At 63.0% G+C, this 20,423-nt stretch carries 17 protein-coding genes; 8 read left to right on the forward strand and 9 right to left on the reverse strand.

Annotation, left to right across the window (positions count from 1 at the left end):
* Positions 1-130: 130 nt before the first annotated feature.
* From G3N95_RS11945 to phaC, 4 genes are all read left to right on the forward strand, one after another.
* Positions 131-2,800 carry a ligase-associated DNA damage response DEXH box helicase gene (locus G3N95_RS11945; RefSeq protein ID WP_205970190.1) on the forward strand — a complete coding sequence of 890 codons (2,670 nt, stop codon included), beginning with the start codon at positions 131-133 and terminating at the stop codon, positions 2,798-2,800.
* The gene (pdeM, locus tag G3N95_RS11950; protein WP_205970191.1) at positions 2,800-3,468 is read left to right on the forward strand and encodes a ligase-associated DNA damage response endonuclease PdeM; all 669 of its coding nucleotides are present in this window, start codon (positions 2,800-2,802) and stop codon (positions 3,466-3,468) included. Before G3N95_RS11945 ends, pdeM begins: the two co-directional genes overlap by 1 nt.
* Positions 3,469-3,553: 85 nt before the next feature.
* Positions 3,554-4,024 carry a MaoC family dehydratase gene (locus G3N95_RS11955; protein WP_205970192.1) on the forward strand — a complete coding sequence of 157 codons (471 nt, stop codon included), beginning with the start codon at positions 3,554-3,556 and terminating at the stop codon, positions 4,022-4,024.
* Positions 4,025-4,037: 13 nt separating this feature from the next.
* Complete coding sequence (gene phaC, locus G3N95_RS11960) at positions 4,038-5,732, forward strand: class I poly(R)-hydroxyalkanoic acid synthase (protein ID WP_205970193.1); 1,695 nt, start codon at positions 4,038-4,040, stop codon at positions 5,730-5,732.
* Positions 5,733-5,772: 40 nt separating this feature from the next.
* Here the strand turns inward: phaC and G3N95_RS11965 are convergent, their stop codons facing one another.
* From G3N95_RS11965 to G3N95_RS11980, 4 genes are all read right to left on the reverse strand, one after another.
* Positions 5,773-7,395 (reverse strand): ATP-binding protein, encoded by a 1,623-nt coding sequence (locus tag G3N95_RS11965; protein ID WP_205970194.1) that lies wholly within the window; start codon positions 7,393-7,395, stop codon positions 5,773-5,775.
* Between the two features lie 55 nt (positions 7,396-7,450).
* The gene (locus tag G3N95_RS11970) at positions 7,451-8,128 is read right to left on the reverse strand and encodes an esterase (RefSeq protein WP_205970195.1); all 678 of its coding nucleotides are present in this window, start codon (positions 8,126-8,128) and stop codon (positions 7,451-7,453) included.
* A 174-nt stretch (positions 8,129-8,302) separates the two neighbouring features.
* Entirely contained in the window at positions 8,303-9,151 is an 849-nt protein-coding gene (gene aroE / locus G3N95_RS11975) for a shikimate dehydrogenase (protein ID WP_205970196.1), read from the reverse strand.
* A 15-nt stretch (positions 9,152-9,166) separates the two neighbouring features.
* A complete protein-coding gene (locus tag G3N95_RS11980) occupies positions 9,167-10,705 on the reverse strand; it encodes a GMC family oxidoreductase (protein ID WP_205970197.1) in 1,539 nt (512 codons plus the stop codon).
* 238 nt (positions 10,706-10,943) lie between these two features.
* Between G3N95_RS11980 and G3N95_RS11985 the strand changes: the two genes are divergently transcribed.
* Entirely contained in the window at positions 10,944-11,801 is an 858-nt protein-coding gene (locus tag G3N95_RS11985; RefSeq protein ID WP_205970198.1) for an AraC family transcriptional regulator, read from the forward strand.
* A 112-nt stretch (positions 11,802-11,913) separates the two neighbouring features.
* Here G3N95_RS11985 and G3N95_RS11990 read toward each other — a convergent pair whose 3' ends face one another.
* From G3N95_RS11990 to G3N95_RS12010, 5 genes are all read right to left on the reverse strand, one after another.
* Positions 11,914-13,335 carry an MFS transporter gene (locus G3N95_RS11990; protein WP_205970199.1) on the reverse strand — a complete coding sequence of 474 codons (1,422 nt, stop codon included), beginning with the start codon at positions 13,333-13,335 and terminating at the stop codon, positions 11,914-11,916.
* Between the two features lie 111 nt (positions 13,336-13,446).
* Positions 13,447-14,298 (reverse strand): shikimate dehydrogenase, encoded by an 852-nt coding sequence (locus G3N95_RS11995; protein ID WP_205970200.1) that lies wholly within the window; start codon positions 14,296-14,298, stop codon positions 13,447-13,449.
* A gap of 13 nt (positions 14,299-14,311) precedes the next feature.
* A complete protein-coding gene (locus G3N95_RS12000; protein WP_205970201.1) occupies positions 14,312-15,295 on the reverse strand; it encodes a D-glycerate dehydrogenase in 984 nt (327 codons plus the stop codon).
* Positions 15,296-15,334: 39 nt separating this feature from the next.
* Entirely contained in the window at positions 15,335-16,522 is a 1,188-nt protein-coding gene (locus G3N95_RS12005) for a YncE family protein (protein ID WP_205970202.1), read from the reverse strand.
* A 45-nt stretch (positions 16,523-16,567) separates the two neighbouring features.
* Positions 16,568-17,344 carry an SDR family oxidoreductase gene (locus G3N95_RS12010; RefSeq protein WP_205970203.1) on the reverse strand — a complete coding sequence of 259 codons (777 nt, stop codon included), beginning with the start codon at positions 17,342-17,344 and terminating at the stop codon, positions 16,568-16,570.
* A gap of 179 nt (positions 17,345-17,523) precedes the next feature.
* Between G3N95_RS12010 and G3N95_RS12015 the strand changes: the two genes are divergently transcribed.
* From G3N95_RS12015 to G3N95_RS12025, 3 genes are all read left to right on the forward strand, one after another.
* Positions 17,524-18,414, forward strand: a complete 891-nt coding sequence (locus tag G3N95_RS12015) for a LysR family transcriptional regulator (RefSeq protein WP_205970204.1) — start codon at positions 17,524-17,526, stop codon at positions 18,412-18,414.
* Between the two features lie 106 nt (positions 18,415-18,520).
* Positions 18,521-19,810, forward strand: a complete 1,290-nt coding sequence (locus G3N95_RS12020) for an FAD-binding oxidoreductase (RefSeq protein ID WP_205970205.1) — start codon at positions 18,521-18,523, stop codon at positions 19,808-19,810.
* 15 nt (positions 19,811-19,825) lie between these two features.
* A complete protein-coding gene (locus G3N95_RS12025) occupies positions 19,826-20,380 on the forward strand; it encodes an XRE family transcriptional regulator (protein WP_205970206.1) in 555 nt (184 codons plus the stop codon).
* Positions 20,381-20,423: the final 43 nt, after the last annotated feature.

Genomic DNA, 20,423 nt, shown 5'->3' on the forward strand with positions numbered 1-20,423 from the left:
GGCTGCATCATGCCGGTCGGCAGCCGCTTCATTCCGCTTGCTTCACAGCGCGTGCAAATGCGGGCATGCGCGATGCTCCGCCATGCAGATTGCCTGGAAGCGGGCGACGCCCGTTCATGTGAAGGATCCCATGACCGATCCGATCGATCCCGAGCGCAACACCGAGCGAGCCGGAGCCGCGATCGGTAAAAATTCCGACGCCGATTCGCCGGATGCATCGTGCATCGACGACGACACTGCCGGCGGGACTACACACCGCCGCGCACCACGACCTCGGCCGATACCGAAAGCACCCGCCGCGCAAGCGCCGGAAGCGTTCACATCGGCTGCCTATGCGCCCGAGCCCGACAAGGCCGGCGCTCCGTTTGCCGAGCGCTTGCAGAAGTGGTTCGATGCACGCCTATGGCAGCCGTTCGATTTCCAGCGCGAAGTCTGGCGCGCAGTCGCGGCCGGTTCGAGCGGCCTGCTGCATGCGATGACGGGCGCGGGCAAGACCTGGGCCGTATGGTTCGGCGCGATGGCTGCATATGGCGATCACGCGCCCGGCGCACTCGCCGATCCATTGACCGTCCTATGGATCACGCCGATGCGCGCACTCGCCGCCGACACCGCGCGCGCGTTGCAAAGCTCGGTGCGCGAACTCGCGGTGCCGTGGACGATCGGCCTGCGCACAGGCGATACGAGTTCCACCGAACGCGCGCGCCAGAGCCGCCGTATGCCGAGCGCACTTGTCACGACGCCCGAAAGCCTCTCGCTGATGCTCACGCGCAGCGATGCGCGCGACGCGCTGAAGCATGTGCGCATCGTCGTCGTCGACGAATGGCATGAACTGCTCGGCAATAAGCGCGGCACGCAAACGCAGCTCGCGATTGCGCATCTCGCACGCTGGCGCGTCGATCTTCAGGTATGGGGACTGTCGGCGACACTCGGCAACCTCGCGTTCGCCGCCGACGTGCTGCTCACGCCCGTGCGCACGCCGCGCCTCTCCGTGAGCGGCATGCAGCCGAAGACGCTGATCATCGACACGCTCATTCCCGCAACGATCGAACGCTTCCCCTGGGGCGGCCATCTCGGCACGCGTCAGGTCGGCGCCGTGGCCGCAGGCATCGACGAAGCGCGCACGTCGCTGGTGTTCACCAATACGCGTTCGCAGGCCGAAATCTGGTATCAGGCGCTGCTCGCGTTGCGGCCCGACTGGGCAGGACTGATTGCGCTCCATCATGGCTCGCTCGCGCAGGAAGTGCGCGAGTGGGTCGAGGACGGACTGAAGAGCGGCAAGCTGAAGGCCGTCGTCTGCACGTCGAGCCTCGATCTCGGCGTCGACTTTCTGCCTGTCGAGCGCGTGTTCCAGATCGGCTCGCCGAAAGGCGTCGCGCGGCTGATGCAGCGCGCGGGGCGCTCCGGGCATGCGCCGGGCCGCGCATCGCGCATCACGATCGTGCCGACGCATGCGCTCGAACTCGTCGAAGCCGCAGCCGCGCGGCGTGCGGTAGAGGCGCGACGCATCGAAGGCCGCGAGACGCCGCGCAAGCCGTTCGACGTGCTCGTTCAGCATCTCGTCACGGTCGCGATCGGCGGTGGCTTCAACGCGATCGAAGTTTACGACGAAATCCGCACGACCTTCGCGTATCGCGATCTGACACAACAGGAATTCGACTGGGCGCTCGCGTTCGTCGAGCGCGGCGGTCCGTCGTTGGGTGCTTATCCCGACTTTCACCGCGTCGTGCAAGACGAGGACGGCGTGTATCGCGTGCAGCGTGACGATCTGATCCGCCGCCATCGCAACAACGTCGGCACCATCGTGGCCAACGCGACGCTGCACGTTGCGTGGCTCGCGGGCGGCCGGATCGGTTCGATGGAAGAGTCGTTCATCTCGCGGCTCAAACCCGGCGACGTGTTCACGTTCGGCGGCCGTGCGCTCGAACTCGTGCGCGTGCGCGACATGACCGCCTATGTGCGTCGCGCGAGTTCGTCGAGGGGCGCGATGCCGCAGTGGGCGGGCAGCAAGATGCCGTTGTCGTCGGAGCTGGCGGACGCGACGCTCGCGATCCTCGCTGAAGCCGGGCGCGGCGTCTACGTGGAACCGGAAATGATCGCCGTGCGGCCCTTGCTGGAGTTGCAGGCAAGCTGGTCGGCATTGCCGGAAGCAGGCGTGCTGGTCGCCGAGATACTGCGTTCGCGCGAAGGCCATCACTTCTTCTGCTACCCGTTCGCAGGGCGTGTTGCGCATATCGGCCTCGCGTCGCTGCTCGCCTGGCGCGCGGCACGTGAGCGCCCCGGCACGTTCTCGATCTCCGCCAACGACTACGGCTTCGAGCTATTGTCGTCGCAGCCTTTCGACTGGGCGGCGCTGATCGCGGAAGGTCTCTTTTCTTCGACGCGTCTCGCCGGCGACATCATGGACAGCCTCAACGCATCGGAACTCGCGATGCGACGCTTCCGCGAAATCGCACGCGTGGCCGGGCTCGTTTATCAGGCGCATCCTGGACAGCAGAAAAGCGCGCGACAGTTGCAGGCATCGAGTGGTCTTTTTTATGAGGTCTTTCGCAAGCACGACAGCGACAACCTGCTGCTCGCGCAGGCCGATTCGGAAGTGATGCTGCAAGAACTGGAACTCGATCGCATGAAGCGCGCGCTCGACGCGATGTGCACGAGCCGCCTCGCGCTGACGCACCCGAAAAAACCGACGCCGTTCGCGTTTCCGCTGATCGTCGGGCGTGTCCGCGAAAAGGTCAGCACAGAGAAGCTCGCGGATCGCATCGAACGGATGCTCGCCGAACTCGACAAGGCCGCGCGCTGATGACATTCGAAACCATCACCGTCGAAGCGGGTGGTCATCCGCTGCAATTGTCTGCAGAGCGTGCCGCGTTCGATCCGCATTTGAAGTGTCTGTTGATTGCCGATGCGCATTTCGGCAAGGACGCCGTGTTCCGCGCGCATGGCGTGCCCGTGCCCGCCGGTGCGACGACCGGCGATCTCGCGCGGCTCGATGCGCTGATCGCCGCGCATCGGCCCGAGTCGATCGCATTTCTCGGCGATCTGCTGCACGGCCGCGAATCGCTCGCCAACGAAACGATGCAGGCGCTCATTGCGTGGCGTGAGCGGCATGCGACCGTTCGCGTCGTGATGGTCGAAGGGAATCACGATCGCCACGCCGGGATGCTGCCGCCGTCGCTCGCTGTCGAAACGGTGCTCGAGCCGTGGTTATTCGGGCCGTGGGCGTTGTGCCACTATCCGCAGGTCGTCGATGGCGCGTATGTGCTCGCGGGCCATCAGCACCCTGTCTACGTGATCGCGAGCCGGGCGGATTCCGTGCGCGTGCCCTGCTTTCGTTTCGCCGCGCGCTGTGGTGTGCTGCCCGCGTTCGGCGCGTTCACGGGCGGCTTCGTCGTCAACCAGTCCGCCGACGACGCGGCGATTTACGCCGTCGCGCAGAACCGCGTGATCCCGGTGCGCGAGCGCCCGTAGGCATACCCCCCGTCCGTGGGGGGAGCGGGCCGTTTTCGCCATGCTACCTTGCTCTGCTGTAACCGTACGATAGCAAGGGAACACCATGAACGAGCTGAACGGCTTCGACTTCGAAGACCTGCAACCTGGCATGAGCGCCACATTTGCCAAGACCATCACGGAAGCGGACATCCTGTTGTTCGCAGGCGCATCGGGCGACATCAACGCCGTCCACATCAACGAGCAGTTCGCGCGCACCACGCCGTTCAAGGGACGCATTGCGCACGGGATGCTGACCGCAAGCATCATCTCCGCGACGATCGCCGGACGCCTGCCCGGTCCCGGCACCGTGTATCTCGGACAAAACCTGCGCTTCAAGGCGCCCGTTCGTCCCGGCGATACCGTACAGGCCGAAGTCACGATCAAGGAACTGATCGCCGACAAACGCCGTGTGGTGTTGTCGACCGTATGCACGGTCGACGGCAAGGTGGTGATCGATGGCGACGCGATCGTCATGCCGACCTCGCGCGATGCGCAGGCCAAGGCAAGCGCCGATCGTTCGGCCGTCAACGCGTGAATCAGGATTCGATATGAAAATGCCGTTTAGCATGCCGGACGAGTTTGCGTCGGGCTGGGTCAAAGCCGGGTTCAACTTCTGGCGTTCGCTGCCGCTGTCGAACGAAACGCACAGCACGCGAAAAACCCTCACACAGGCGAGCACCGATTACTGGCGTCAGCAAGCCGCGCTCTACACCAGCGTGTTCACCGGCATGGCGGGTCTCAAGTCCGCTTCGGAGCCCGTGATCCAGGCGCCGCAAGGCGACCGCCGCTTCCACGCGGACGACTGGTCCAGCAACGGCTGGTACAGCCTGCTCAAGCAGAACTATCTGATCAATGCGCGCATGCTCGAAGACATGGTCGAGGCGAGCACGCTGGACGAGAAGGAAAAGCACAAGCTGCGCTTCTACACCCGCCAGTTCATCGACCTCGCGAGCCCGACGAATTGCGCCGCGACCAACCCCGACGTCATCCGTCACGCGATCGAGTCGAGCGGCACCAGTCTCGTGTCGGGCGCGACCCGTTTGTTCGAAGACATGAAGGACGGCTGCATTTCGATCACCGATCGCAGCGCGTTCGAAGTGGGCCGCAGCGTGGCCGCATCCGAAGGCTCGGTCGTGTTCGAAAACGAGCTGTTCCAGCTGATCCAGTATGCGCCGCTCACAACGACCGTCGCGCAACGGCCTCTTCTGATCATTCCGCCCTGCATCAACAAGTTCTACATTCTGGATCTGCAACCGGACAACTCGTTCGTGCGCTTCGCATGCGAACAGGGGCTGACGGTGTTTCTGGTGTCCTGGCGCAATCCGGACGAGAGCATGTCCCACACACAATGGGACGACTATGTGGAAAGCGGCGTGATGAAGGCGATCGAAGTCTCGCGCGCCATCGCTCGCGCGGACAAGGTGAATGCGTTGGGCTGGTGTGTCGGCGGCACGCTGCTGTCGTCGGCGCTCGCCGTGATGCGCGCGAACGGTGACGATACCGTCGCCAGCGCGACGCTGCTGACGGCACTGCTCGACTTCAGCGAACCCGGCGATCTGGGCGTGTTCATCGACGAAGCCGGTGTGTCGATGCGCGAACACACACTGGGTCGCGGCGGTCTGTATCCGGGACGCGAACTCGGTTTCGTCTTTCAGACGCTGCGTGCCAACGATCTGATCTGGCCGTACGTCGTGAACAACTATCTGAAGGGCAAGACACCCGCCGCGTTCGATCTGCTGTACTGGAACGCGGACACGACGAATCTGCCCGGTCCGATGTACGCCTGGTATCTGCGCAACATGTATCTGGAGAACAACCTGCGCGTGCCGAACCGCCTGACCATGTGCGGCACGCCCGTGGATCTCGGGCGCGTCGATATCCCTGCCTATCTTCTTGCGACCGAGGAAGACCACATCGTTCCGTGGCAATCCGCGTATCAGTCGACGCAACTGCTCGGCGGACCAACGGAGTTCGTGCTCGGCGCAAGCGGCCATATCGCCGGCGTCATCAATCCTGCTTCGAAGAACAAGCGCAGCTACTATACGGGCGGTACGCCGGGCAGCGATGCGGGGCAATGGCTCGAAGGCGCTACGCAGCAATCAGGCAGCTGGTGGAATCACTGGATACGCTGGGCGAAGCAGCATGCGGGCGACGAGGTGAAGGCTCGCACGACGCTGGGCAGCGCGAAGCACAAGCCGATCGAGCCCGCGCCGGGCCGTTACGTGAAAGTGCGAGCAAGCTGATCGCTTACGCGCGCCGCACGCAGGACACGCGCTCGCAGCATCACGCGTGTCCGCGAAACAGCGCGCAGGTTCTGAACGCTTCCTGCGAGAGAGGGATCTCCTTGGCGCGGCAGTAGCGCGTGGTCAGCTTCAGCAGTTCCTTGATGTCTCGCCCGCTCGAATGCGGCCACGCGTTCGTCAGGGCTTCGATCAGGTCATCGTCGAGATCGGCGCCCAGCTGGTCGGCGAGCAGCCTCCACAGGCGTATCGCGTCGGCCTTCGGCGGCGTTTCGTAGTGAATCTTCGCGATGCAGCGCGACAGGATCGCATCGTCGACATCGTCGATGCGGTTGGTCGTCATGAACAGCAGGCCGTTGAAGTACTCGAGCGTGCGCAAGAACTCCGCGACGATCGCGTTGTGCTCCAGGTCGTTGTCCCGGCGACGGATGTAGACGTCGGCTTCATCGAGCAGCAGGATCGCATCCCAACGCGTCGCGCGCTGCAGGATGCCGGACAGCGCTGCCCCCACGGACGCCGCCGTGGTCCCGAGCTGCCCCGAATGCACGCGATACAGCGGCTTGCCGACCACTTCCGAATAGACCTCGGCGGTCAGCGTCTTGCCCAGCCCCGGTGCCCCCTGGCAAAGAATCGTCGTGCCGCCCGACTTGCCCGGCACGAAGTCCTGCACGAACACATTCGTCCTCGACGTCAGAATGTCGATCAGATCGCGATGATGGCTCGGCAGCACGAGCTTGTCGCGCAACTCCGGCTGGTAGCGATACTCGCTCATGTGCTGCACGTGCACCCAGATCGCGCTGTGCCATTCCAGATGAAACAGGCACACGTAGCAATGCAGCGGCACCTTGTCGAAGCCGCTGTCGACGCTCGCGGCACGCCAGAACGCGGCATCGGCCGTCGACTGGAAGCGCCGCTCCAGCGTCTCTTCATCGTTCACGCACTTCGCGCTCACGCCGTCGGGAATGCGGATCAGCTCCGCGCCGGTTTTTGCATCGACTGTATAGGCCGCTTTCGATACTACGAACTGCGCGCCAAAACGCGGCTGAAATTGCAGAAAGCGCTGCGCATGTCCCTCGTATTCGCGCTTGAACTCGGCGCATTCCTTGTAGAAACCGAACTCGGCAAGCAACTCGGGAATCGTGCGGTCGACGATGTCGTGCCGGTTGATCACGAGCGATGTCGTCATGCCCGAGAGCCGCAAGTGATGTTCGGTGCGCTCGGAGTTCGCGGATTGCATCGTGTTCGCGAGCATATCGACGACGACATACGGCGTGCCCTGATCGGGCTCCACCAGCCGCATGCGGCGCACGAGCCACGGCAGCAGCGTGCCGTCCTTCGCGCGGCTGTACAGCCAGCCGTCAATCGCGTCACGCGCCAGATACGCAATCAGCCCCGCGACGAGTTGTTCGAGGCTCGGAATCGTGCGCGCTTGCGGCGCGTTGTAGATGTTGTCGAGCGCGAGCATCTGGAACATCAGCGCGCGTTCGTTGTTCGCCTTGCTCAGCGAATAGAGCGTATTCAGCGAGCGGGCATCGAACAGTTTGCTCGACACCACCATGCTGCCATGACATGTGCCGTGCTGATTGAGCTGCCGCGCGAGCGGCGAGCCCGCTTCGATCATCGCGAGCAGCGGATGCACCAGTGATTCCGGTATTTCAAAGTCCATAGACGCACTCGTATCTGATGATGGCGGGGCTTCGTGGCCGGCGACGGGCCGCCCGCTAACCGAGGAAGAACTGCACGGCCATGCCGACGACGGCAGGCTGGATTGCATGCAGTCCGTTGAATTCGACGTATTGCACGTCATAGCCCGCCGCTTTCAGCTTGGCAGCGTTCGCGCGGCCGCTGGTTTCGATGGGTAGTTGTTCGTCGCGCATGCCGTGCGCGATGAAGACTTTGGGCGCGCCTTCCTGCGTGAAGACGGACATGAAGCCGCCGGAGAACGCGATCACGTGGCTCGCGATGTCGCCGTTCGTGATGCCCATCGACAGCGCGTAACTCGCACCGTCGGAGAAACCCGCGAAGGCAAGACGATTGCGATCGATCGCATAGCGCGACGTCACTTCGACGAGCGCACGATCGAGCCGCTCAAGATCCGGCCCGCTGCCGCCGATCACGATGTCCCAGGTCGGATACAGCGAATGCGGCGCGAGCACCAGGAATTTGTCGCGATCCGCGTGCTCCTCGATGAAGGGCAGCACTTTTTCCGGAAAGCCGCCCGCGCCATGAAACATCACGAAGAGCGGTACGGGTTTGTGCGGTTCGAGTCCGGGCGGCACGTACAGGATCGCGTCGCGTTCGCCGGCGATGCCGAGCCGGTTGCGGCCGGGCGGTAACGGACCTTTGACCGCATCGGCGGGGGTGAAGGACAGGCGGCCAAGCAGTGATGGATCGAACATGGTGGAACCCGGTTGAGCGCGTGTCGCGCATGAACGAATCTTCCTGCCGGCAAGCGACTACGTGCCCGCTGTGATCCTTGATCGCCGGTGCAGAGCGCTTCGGCCGCTGTCCTCCGGTCAGAGGTTATACGTTGATATGTAATATATCATGGTGGATGGGGCGGCGTACACATCCTAAAGTTTGAGGTCCAACAGTGCCTGCCGCATCACATCGGCGTCGGCATCCAGGCCGGTCCAATACTTGATGCCGATCACGCCTTGATTGATCAGCATGCCGAGCCCGTCCGCGATTCGACAACCACGCGACTGTGCAGCACGCAATAGTTGTGTGAGCGGCGGGTTGTGAATGCCGTCTGCCACGATCATCCGACTATCAAGCGTTTCGAGATCGATGTCCAAGGTTTTGTCGACATCGGGATATAAGCCGATCGAGGTGGCGTTGATGACGATGTCGGTCTCGGGAGGAATTGAATATGTGGTTTCCCAAGCGTAGTAGCTTGCATCAGCCTTCGTTCGATGATTCAGCAGATCGACGAGAGCTTCGCCGCGTTCCCGGCCGCGATTGACTACTGTGATTTTCGCCGCTCCGGCCATTGCCAGTTCGACGGCGACCGCTCGTGCTGCACCACCCGCGCCGAAAATGACAATCGACTGGTTGGCAGGCGATGCGATCGCTTCCAACGCCTTCACAAATCCTTTTCCATCGGTGTTCTCGCCAATGAGCGCATCCCCGCGCAGTACTACGGTATTGACAGCGCCGATGATTTTTGCGGATTCCCCTAGTCCGTCCAGATGCTCGATTACGGCGACTTTATGAGGAATCGAGCAGTTGAAGCCGCGCCACCCCATTGCGCGAGCGCCTCGCACTGCGTCGGCCAGATTTTCGGGCTGCACTTCGCAATTGATGTATCGCCAGTCGATGCCCAACTGCCGATACGCTGCCTCGATCATGATCACGGTCGGATTCTCGGCCGCGGGCTGAGCAAATGAGCCAGTCAAGGGTTGAAGAAAAGTCCGTTGCATATCCAGGTTCCTCCTTTACATTTCGATGGGACGTACGTTCTCGCGCTCTCTTCCAAACCAGTTCCTCGCAATATGGTCTCCGACTCGCAACGCCTGTGCGGCTATAGTGAGCGCGGGATTTAGCGCCGCAGATGACGGAAAGAAGCTCGCATCGACGACGTAGAGGTTTGGATGATCGTATGTACGACAAAGAGGATCGAGAGCCGCATGGACCGGGTCCGCTCCCATGCGAACAGTGCCGCACTGGTGAGACGGAGTCTCGACGCCGAATGGGTGAGACAACACGGCGACAGCGCCGAGGCGACGCAAGAGCTTCTTTGTGCGATCCACGAAGCGTCGATGATTGTCCTGGTTCGTTCGTGTCCAGTTGACCTGAACGGCGTCGTTGGCCAGCGGACGGATCGTGCTTTGTGCGTGCGGCAGATCCTCGGACATGACTAACATGTCGATACTATGGTGTGCCATGGCACGTCCAACCCAGCGTGGTATCGACGCATGTTTCGCGCGGATCATGGGTTCCTGTATTTTCCCGAGCATCTGCAGATTGCCGAGTGGCTCGCGGTCGTCATCGGCTCCGAAGTAGAAGTCGTTCACACTCAAGGTCTTTGGAAACCGCGTTTCATTGACACCGGGCATCAGCGCCATCAGGCCTGTCGTGTTGTGGTTCATGTAATAGCGGCCGACACAGTCCGAACTGTTTGCAAGTCCGCGTGGGTTACGCGAATCCGCCGAACGCTGGAGCAACAATGCAGAATTGATCGCGCCTGCACTCAGAACAAACAGCGGCGCATGAATGACCTCTCTCTCGCCCTGTCTGACTATTTCGACGCCAATGATGTTCTTTCCGGCGTCGTCGGCGATGAGACGCGTCACGCGGCACTCCGTCAACAGCGACACATTCGGATACTGCAATGCAGGGTCGATCAACCGAGTCTCTGCGTCGCCCTTGGCGCGTATCCGGCAAGGAAATGCATCGCACGTACCGCACCTTACGCAAGTGCCTCCGGGATGAAGGTCGATGGCCGAGGGCATGTGGAATGGTCTGAGACCGATCGCTGCCATGCGTTGCGCCAGTTCCCCGATCACAGGCTCATGCGGTATGGGCAGATGCGGATACGGCCCGGATCGCCAGGGCTCCGTTGGATCGTCGCCGGCGCGGCCATGAACACCAAAGATTCGCTCCGCTTCGGCATACCAGGGTTCCAGTTCGGTATAAGAGAAGGGCCATGCAGGAGACACTCCATCCCGGAAGACGATCTCCTCAAAGTCCTTTTCCCGGAACCGAAACATCGCGGTGCCATAGAACCTGGTGTGGCCGCCGACATAGTAGAACTGGCCCGGAGTGAACCGTCGGCCTGCCTCCGTCTGCCACTCCTCCTTGGCTCGATAGCGTTGCTGAATGAAAACGGCCTCCGCACTCGAGTTCTCTGGTTCCGCGGGAAGCCGCGGCCCTCGCTCGAGGATCAGGATGCGTGCGCCAGTCGGCGCGAGCTGGCGTGCGACCGCTCCCCCTCCAACACCCGATCCTATGATGACGACGTCGGGACACTTCATGATGCCAGGGCCTTTGCGCCGAACTCACTCACCGGCCATCCGCCGCTCTGGCCGTCGACGCGCTTGCGCCGATCGCTTCCTCGGACCTTCAGATTCAGACTGCTTGCCGTCATTGCCGTCTCCCTTGTTCGTGAGGGGATGATGTCGCGAATCGGCTTTGCGGAGTGTCACCGCCGCGGCGTGATCTTGTAGAATTACCGCATTCCGAGCGTGGTCCGATGCGTGAAGGAGTCTAGTCGTGCGCCCCTGGCTTGAAACCGTGGTGATTCCGCCGGACCGGTCCTGGTTGCTATTCGACCGACAACTCCCCGAGTTCCCATTCAACTGGCACTACCACCCCGAGTTTGAACTCACGCTGACGCTGAACAGCGTCGGGATGCGATTCGTGGGCGATCACGTAGAGAACTATGGGGACGGCGACCTCGTGATGCTCGGGCCTAATTTGCCTCACGCGTGGCAGTCACGCGCGACGCTGAAGGGGCCTCGACACCAGGCGCTCGTATGCTGGTTTACAGAGCCCTGGATTACCGCACTCATCGATCACTCGCCGGAATTGCGACCGGTGCATGGGCTGCTGGTCGAGGCAGGCCGAGGGATTTCATTCAGTTCCACGGCGAGCGCGAACATCCGTACACGCCTACAGGCATTGGTCGGAGCGCCGCCCGCACGACATTGGCTCGGACTCCTGGAGATACTCCTCGAATTGTGCGGCGACATCGAGCGATCGACACTCGCATCGAATGAGATCAAGCCGGTTGGAGGGGCGCGCGAAAGAACGCGGCTAACCCGTGTGCTCGATTGGCTCAATGAGCACTACACGGAGCAGGTGGCGCTGGACAGCCTGGCCGAAATTGCGCACCTCAGCACCAGCCAGCTTCAGCGCTTGTTCAAGCGCAGCACGCGCTTGTCGGTGAGCGAATACATCATGCAGCGGCGAATCGGTCACGCGTGCGCCCTGCTCGCCCAAGGCGAACTCCCTGTTGCGCAAGTCGGCGCGAGAGTGGGTTACTCGGACCCGACTTACTTCGCCCGTCAATTCAAGGCGATGAAAGGATGTTCGCCGACCGAGTATCGCAGGCTTTTTTGTCCGAAATGAGACGCGCCCGGACGTATATGGATTCGTGGCAGTTCGAATGCAACGCTCACGCGTTTTTTGTGTGTTCATCTCGTCCGACACGGGTTCGAGCCGGACGAGTCCATCTACACCTTCATCGATTGCCTGGCTCGACAACGCCGGCATCCTCCAGGTCATCGAGATCACGTCCCCGAGTCTCCGGCAGATAGAAGGTCGTGACCACACCGATCACGCTCAGTATCACCACGTACGCGGCGAGCGGAATCCACGCGAGGATCGTCCCGTCCCTTCCACCCCAATGGCTCGTAGTCCACGCGATAATCGACGCGCCGATGAGCGGCGCCACTCCGCCGGCGACGACAGCCGACAACTCACGTCCAACGGCCACGCCGGCATACCGATGCTGTGCGCCGAAGAGTTCGGGAAGCAGTGCGCCCTGCGTCGCGAACATGCCCCAGACACCCGCAAGCGCCACACACAGCATCGCGATGCTTGCGCCCGGATTGCCCAGACTCAGCACCCACCAGGTCGGAAACGCGAGCAGCAATTGATAAAGCGCGAAAGCGCGATAGACGGGCACGCGTCCGAAGCGATCGCTCAGCACGCCTGCCAACGGAATGATGACGGCACCCGATGCACCGGCCAGCAACAGCGCGACCGGGCCGATCTGCCCTTTCAGGCCTGTTGCAGTCGCGATATAGCTGATCGCGAGCGACTGATAGATCGACGAGCCGCCGTTCTCCGCCATGCGCAGGCCGATCACCTTCAGCACCATCGGCTTCGAATGCCGCATCAGGTGCGTCAACGGGCTGTCCTTCACCTGCTGACGCGCTTCGAGCTTCGAGAACGACGGCGATTCCTTGAGCCGCAGGCGAATCCAGATCGCAATCGCGATGATCACCACGCTCAACAGGAACGGCACGCGCCACAGCCACGACTGCGACAAGTCGTCGACGCGCACGAGCGCGAAGTAGATCGCCGCCGCCATTACGGTTCCCAGCAGCACACCCATGAACGGCAGCGCCGCAAAGTAGCCACGTCGCTTTGCAGGTGCGTATTCCGCCATCAGCACGGCCGCGCCCGCCTGCTCCGCGCCGGCACCGAGTCCTTGCAGCAGGCGGCAGCCGACCAGCAGAATGGGCGCCCAGATGCCCGCGCTCGCGTAAGTGGGCAGAACGCCGATCATCGTACTGGCAATGCCCATCAGCAGAATCGTCGCCGTGAGCACGAACTTTCGCCCGTAACGGTCACCGAGCGCACCGAACACGATCCCGCCCACCGGCCGGATCGCAAAGCCGAGAAAGTACGCACCGAAGCTCGCGATCAGCCCCATCGCCGGATCGCTCGACGGAAAGAACAGCGGCCCGAATATCAATGCGGACGCGAGGTTGTAGAGCGCGAAGTCGTAGTACTCGAGCGCGCTGCCGAGCGAGGCGGCCCACGCCGCCCGATATAGATCCGCGTTCGTCACGTTGTGACGGCTCGCGCTCTCGCTGGTCGTCGTGATGCCCGCGCCAATGTCAGGATTGGCTGCAACGGTGTGCTGATGCTTCATGTCGTCTCCTTCAGATCTCGATGCCGCAGCCGTACCTTGCGGACGCGCGGGTCGTTACCCTTCCAATCTGCCAGGCCTCCTCTGACGGGAGGCTCTCGATGCAGTCTCGCCCTAGGCTTCGCTTGTCGAGCACTGTCGTGCTTCGCCTGCTTCCACCCGCGCTATCTCGTCGAGCAGCGCGATACTCATGACGTCGAGCGGTGCCGGCTTGCCGGTATAAAGCTCGATCTGTCCGCAGAACTGATGCAGCAGCATTCGCGTTCCGTCGACGACACGGCATCCGATCGCGGTGGCATCGCGAACCAGTTTTGTGCGCACAGGCAGGAACGCTGCGTCCATCACGAACAGATGCGACTGCAGTTGCCGCCCCGCCAGCGGATTGACGTCCGGTGCACGAAAGCCCGCGGCTGTCGCATTCACCACGCCGTCGAAATCTCCAGGTCGAAAATCGTCGAGCACGCCGCCGAATGCGATGTCGAAATCGCGAGCGAGCGCCTCGCCGCGCGACGCTGTCCGGTTGAACACCGTGACCTGTGCACCCGCGCGTTTCGCGCCCCAGGCAATCGCGCGCGCCGCACCGCCCGCGCCAAGCAGCGCGATGCGCTGACCCGCAAGCGCCGTCACCTCTTCGAGTGCACGCACGGCCCCCGTGCAGTCCGTGTTGTAGCCCGTGAGATAGCCATCGCGGTTGTCGATCGTATTGACTGCGCCGATCTCGCGCGCGGTCTCGTCGAGGGCATCGAGGTGCGCAATGACCGCCTGCTTGTGCGGCATCGTCACGTTCATGCCGCGTATGCCGAGCGTACGTATCGCCTGAACGGCGAGCGCCGCGTCGTCCGCGCCGAAGCTCACGAACGTGTAGTCGATGCCGATTGCCCGATAGGCTGCGTTATGCACTTTCACGTTGAACGTGAACGGCTGGCCCGCCAATGAGCCGCATAGCGTGGGAATCGAATGGGGCATGGTGGCTTCTCCGTCAGATCCTGGACAGGTCGAATGCCGACACGGGCGCTGCGCCGTCGAGCACGCGCAGCAGGTTTTCCGTTGCGAGTTCGGCCATGGCCCGCCGCGTTTCGTGAGTGGCCGAGCCGATGTGAGGCAGCGGCGTGACCTTCGGGTGGCTGCGCAGCGGCGAATCGTGCGGCAGCGGTTCGACGGCGAACACATCGAGCCCGGCCGCACGCAAGTGACCGCTGTCGAGCGCCGCCAGAAGCGCGTCTTCACGCACGATCGCGCCCCGCGAACCGTTGACGAAGATCGCGCCGGGTTTCATCGTCGCGAAGGCCCTGGCGTCCATCAGGCCGCGTGTCTCGTCGGAGAGCGGCAGCGTCAGCGCGACGATATCGGCGCGCGCCAGCACGTCGTCGAACGATGCGCGCTGCACGCGCCCGTCGAGAACGGCGGGCACGGGCACGTCGAACGGATCGTGATAGATCACAGGCATCTCGAAGCCGAGCGCAGCGCGCCGCGCCACAGCCTGGCCGATGCGTCCGAAGCCCAGCACACCGAGCGTCTTGCCGTGCACATCCCATCCGAACAGGTCGTCGCCGATGTTGCGCGTCCAGCGGCCTTCGCGCACATGATTCGACAGTTCGACCAGCCGTCGCGACGTCGCGATGATGAGCGCGAATACCGTGTCGGCCGTGGTCTCCGTCAGCACGCCCGGCGTGTGACAGAGCGTGATGCCGCGCTGTTTGAGAAACGGCAGCTCGTAGTTGTCGACACCGACCGAGATGCTCGAAATGACGCGCAGGTTAACCGCTTCGGCAAGCTCGGAGGCGCCGAGCTTGTAGCTCGAACCGATCAGGCCGCATGCATCGCGCAGCGCGTCGCGAAAGCGCGGCAACTCGTCGGCGCGCCTCGGATCGGCGACGACCACGTCGTGACGTTCAGCGATGCGCCCGAGCAGATCGTCGGGAATCTTGCGGAATACAACTACGTGCTTGCGTGAAGTGCCCATACGAATGTTGACTCGCTCATTCATGAAGTTGAGGAAGGGTTAGCGCGGAGTCGTGCGTAGCGACGAAGGACCGCCCGTGAGTGCGATTCGCGTACCCGTATCATGCAAATGGCCACCGTCCACCGCATACAGCGCAAGCTGTTTCTCGACATTGAACTGGACGATCAGATACTTGCTGTCCGCCGTGAACACGATGCCTTGCGCCGCTTCGCCGCCTGGGACTTCCGCCACCTTCGCCGCCTGCCCGTTGCGGATGGCGAACAGCACGACCTTGCCGCGCGCGTGACGGCCGGGGTTGTCGGGCGTGAGATTCGAGCCGTCCATTGCCTGCACGCCGATCCACTTGCCGTCGGGCGAGATCGCGACACCTTCCGGCAGGGATGGAACGCTCACATGCTGAACGGCGCGAAACGGCTCGTGCGATACGTCGATGAGCGTCACCGTGTCTGCATCGCCTGCGAGCTTGCCCTCGTACGACGGCAGTCCGGCGAGGCCGACATCGCTGACGACTGCCCACTTGCCGTCGCTGGAGACGTCGACGGTATAGGGCGCCACGCCGCTCGAAAGACGCATGCCGCTGTCGGTCACATGTCCTTGCGTTACGTCGAGCACGGCCACGCCCTGTTCGTCGCGCAGTGCGACGAGTGCGTGTCGGCCGTCGTGGGTGAAGCTCACACCCGCAAGACGCTTTTTCGCGATCTTCAGCGTATCGACGATCGCCGCGTGATTACCGTCGATGCCGAGCACCACCACGCTGCCGTCGACACATGCGACGAGCGCGAGACGGCCACTGCGATCGATTGCGATACCTTGCGGATGACTTCCTATGTCGAGCCGCGTGACGGCAGGCGGCGAAGCCCGCATGTCGACGATCTGCACGAACGAATCCATCAGCAGTTTCTTCGCGTCCCTGTCGTAGCGCGTCGGTGCGCCGACGAATGCGAGCGATGCATCGGGCGTGATGGCGACGGCTTGCGGCGGCCCCTGGATGCCGTTTTCGACCTCGACCTCGACCGTCACGTTGGGCGGGAAGTGGCTTGCGTCGAGCAGCGTCAGCGTGTCGGGGCGAGGATCGGCGGGATAGGTGTCGCGTCCCTCGACGCGCTGATACTTGCCGTCATTGCCCGACACGATCCAGTCGGAAGCGTGGGCACAGCAGGCCGTGAATGCGAAGGCAATGCCCGTCAGCATGCGGATACGACGATGGCGCGTCGCTTGGCAATACATGATCGATGTCTCCTGTTCGTTGTCGATGTCGTTCAGGCGTGCGCGTCAGACCACGCTGGTAAGGCCGCCGTCGACAAAGAGCGTTTGCCCGTTGACGAAGCTCGATGCATCGGATGCGAGAAACACAGCAGCCCCGCACAGTTCGTCGACATTTCCCCAGCGTCCAGCCGGCGTCCGCTTGCAGAGCCATGCAGAGAATTCCGGATCGTCGACGAGTGCGCGATTCAGATCGGTCGCGAAGTAACCCGGCGCGATCGCGTTGACCTGAATGCCGTGGCGCGCCCAGTCGGCGCACATTCCTTTGGTCAGCATGCGCACGGCGCCCTTCGAAGCGGCATACGGCGCGATGGTCGGCCTGGCCAGTTCGCTCTGCACCGAGCAGATGTTGATGATCTTGCCGCGCCCTCGCGGCAGCATGTGACGCGCCACGGCCTGCGAGACATGGAACACGCCGTCGAGATTCACGCTCATCAGTTCGTTCCAGTCCTGCGATGAAAAGGACTCAAGCGGCGCGCGGCGCTGGATACCGGCGTTGTTCACGAGAATGTCGATGGGCCCTGTATGCGCTTCCAACGCATCGATCGCAGCCGCGACATCATCGGCTTTCGTCACATCGAAAGGCGCAACCGTTGCGTCCAGTCCTTCTTCGTGCAGGCGGCTCAGTGCATCTCGTGCACCGTCTTGGTCACGTGCATTGATGACAACAGCCGCACCCGCCTCGGCAAGTCCGCGTGCGAGCGCCAGCCCGATGCCGCGAGAAGATCCTGTGATCAGGGCGCGCCGGCCGGTCAGATTGAATCGTTCGAGTGCTCTATTCGTCATTGCGTGCGTAGCGCGTGAGATCGTCGGTTCCGCGCCGTTCCTCCATGACGTCTAGTTCACCGCAACGGCAGCCGCCGCGCCAATAGTCTTTCGTGACGCTGTTATCATGAATCGTGATGACCGCAGAACGCTGGCGCCGCTTGCGAACACACGACCCGGACGGACGGTTGGAGACGACAATGGAACTGAAACATCTGCGCGCATTCGTCGCCCTGGCGGAAGAGTTGCATTTCGGTCGCGCCGCAGAGCGCCTGTGCATCGTGCAGCCCGCGCTCAGCATGCAGATCAAGTCGCTCGAAGAAGAACTGCAGGCCAAGCTGTTCGAGCGCGACCGCCACAAGGTGGCACTGTCGCAGACGGGTGCGCTATTCCTGCCCGAAGCGCGCGCGACGCTGCATCAGGCACAACGCGCGGAACAAACCGCGCGCCTTTCGTCCCAGGGGGAAATCGGCACGCTGCGGATTGCGTTCGTGTCGTCCGTGCTGCCCGAGTTGCTGCCCGCTCTCATGCGCGCGATGCATGAGCGCTATCCGCGCATCACGCTGGAACTCAAGGACATGCCGACGCCCGACCAGATTGCAGCACTGCACGACAACAAGCTCGACTTCGGCCTCATCCGCCTCCCCGTGCATGGCACAGGCGTCGAAACACGCGTCGTGCTGAAGGAATCTTTTGTCGTTGCTGTACCGGCACGTCATGCGCTTTCCCGATTGAAGCTGATACGGCCAACGGATCTGCGTGAGCGTCCCGTCTTCATGCTCGCACGCCGATACGCGCCCGGCTTCTACGACGAAGTTCTCGTTGCCTTCAAACAGCAAGGCGTGACCCTTCAGATCGAAAAGGAACTCGGCGAATACACGACGATGCTCGCACTCGTCGCGGCGGGACTTGGAATCGGGGTAATTCCCGCGCAAGCGGCAATCGCGCTGCCGCCCAAAGTCACGGCGAGACCGCTCGACCTTCGCAATCTTCGTACGGGTATTGGTCTCGCGTACACGCAACTCGACAGCGCGACGAAGCGTGCATTTGTCGACGTGGTCGATGAACGGATCGGACGCGAATCGGCATAAGCGTTCGTGCAATGCGTGCTCGTCGGCAATTCCCCTCCTTGCCCGCATGAAAATTCAGTGTTATTTTTTCATGAAATTTCACGAATGAATTTTCACGGGAGCGCCCATGTTCGCGCAGTCGGCCCAACACGTGACGAGCTACTACGCCGGTACGCTGTCCGCGCCAATCCCGCTGCATCCCGCGCTGCACGAGCGTCTGGAGGCCGATGTGCTGGTCGTCGGCGCGGGTTTCAGCGGGCTGCACACCGCGTTGCGGCTCGCGTCGGCGGGCAAGCGCGTGATCGTGCTCGAGGCGAGCCGCGTCGCGTGGGCCGCGTCCGGGCGCAACGGTGGGCAGGCGCTGCTGGGCTGGTCGTGCGACATGCAGCCGCTCGAGGATTCACTGGGTCGTGCGCGTGCCCGTGAACTCTGGGACAGCATGCGCTGGGCCGCCGCCGAAATTCGCGATCTGCCGGTACGGCATGGTTTCGACATCGACTATCGTCCGGGCAGTTTGTGGGCCGCTGTCCGTTCCCGCCGTGCCGCGTTGCTCGAACGGGCGCGCGACGAGGCGGCCGAGCGCTGGGGCTACGATCGCCTGCGCGTGATTGCGCGCGACGAGATGTCCGAATGGATCGGCAGCCCGCGATATCTCGGCGCGCTCTACGATCCGGAAGCCGGTCATCTGAATCCGCTCAAGCTCGCACTAGGCCTCGCGCAGGCATTCGTGCGCGCAGGCGGCCGGATCTTCGAACAGAGCCGTGTGCTCGACTATCGCGAGACGTCGTCTGGCTACGTCGCGCGCGCCACGAGCGGAGAAGTGCGGGCGGACGTGCTCGTACTTGCGTGCAATGCCTACATCGACCGGCTGGATCAAGAACTTGCGAGGCGCCTGCTGCCCGTCGGCACCTACCAGGTGGCGACCGAACCGCTCGATCCCGAACAGGCCCGCTCGCTGCTGCCGCGCAACAGCTGCGTGATCGACAATCAGTTCGTGCCCGACTACTTCCGGCTGAGCCCCGACAACCGGCTGCTGTTCGGCGGCGGCTGCACGTATCTCGGCGGTATTCCCGCGAACATCGCAGAGGCCACGCGCCGTCCGCTCGAACGCGCATTCCCGCAGCTACGCGGTGTGAAGGTCGAGTTCGCATGGGGCGGACACCTTGACATCAGCATGCGCCGCACGCCTGACATCGGCCGTCACGCTCAGCGTTACTGGCTGCAAGGCTATTCGGGTCACGGCGTGCTGCCCACGCTCGCGGGCGCGCGCGCCGTCGCCGATGCAATCCTCGGCGACGACAGGCTGCTCGCGCTGTATCAGGGCATCCGCAACCCAAGCTTTCCTGGCGGCGAGCGGCTAGCCGCACCGCTCGAAGCAATCGGTAAGGCCTGGTACCGATTGCGCGACACAGTCTGAACAAGGAACCGCTTCATGAACGAGCAGGAAGAAATAGAAGGCCTCGCGATCCTGATCCGGGATCTGCGCAAGCATCGCAAGGTCACGCTGAGCGAACTGGCCGACAAGATGGGGCGCTCGGTGGGCTTTCTGTCGCAGGTCGAGCGCGGGCTGTCACGACCGACGGTCGCCGACCTGACTGCGATCTGCGACGCGCTCGACACGCCGCACACCTATTTCTATAGCTTGAGCAAACCTCGCTCGGTGCCGTGGGTCACGCGTCCCGGAGAGCGTCGCACGTTGTACTACGCCGAGGGCATCACGGACATCCTCGTGTCGCCGAACATGCGCGCGCGCTTCTCGATGCTCGAAAGCCATCTCGCACCAGGTGCAAGCAGCGGCGAGCGCCCCGTCGACGACCGCGACGAACAGGGCGGCTTCGTGCTCGAAGGCGAACTCACCGTTTGGCTCGACAACGATGAACCCGTCACGCTCGGACCGAACGACGCTTTCCAGGTGCCCGCGCGCGCACGCTTCCGCTACGCGAATCTCACCGACCAGCCGACACGGGTCATCTGGGTCTTCACCTGAGTTCGCACGGGCGGCGTATCGCTCGTCCGCGCAGATCAGCTCG

It is taken from the genome of Paraburkholderia sp. Tr-20389 (assembly GCF_017104565.1).
GTDB lineage: Bacteria > Pseudomonadota > Gammaproteobacteria > Burkholderiales > Burkholderiaceae > Paraburkholderia.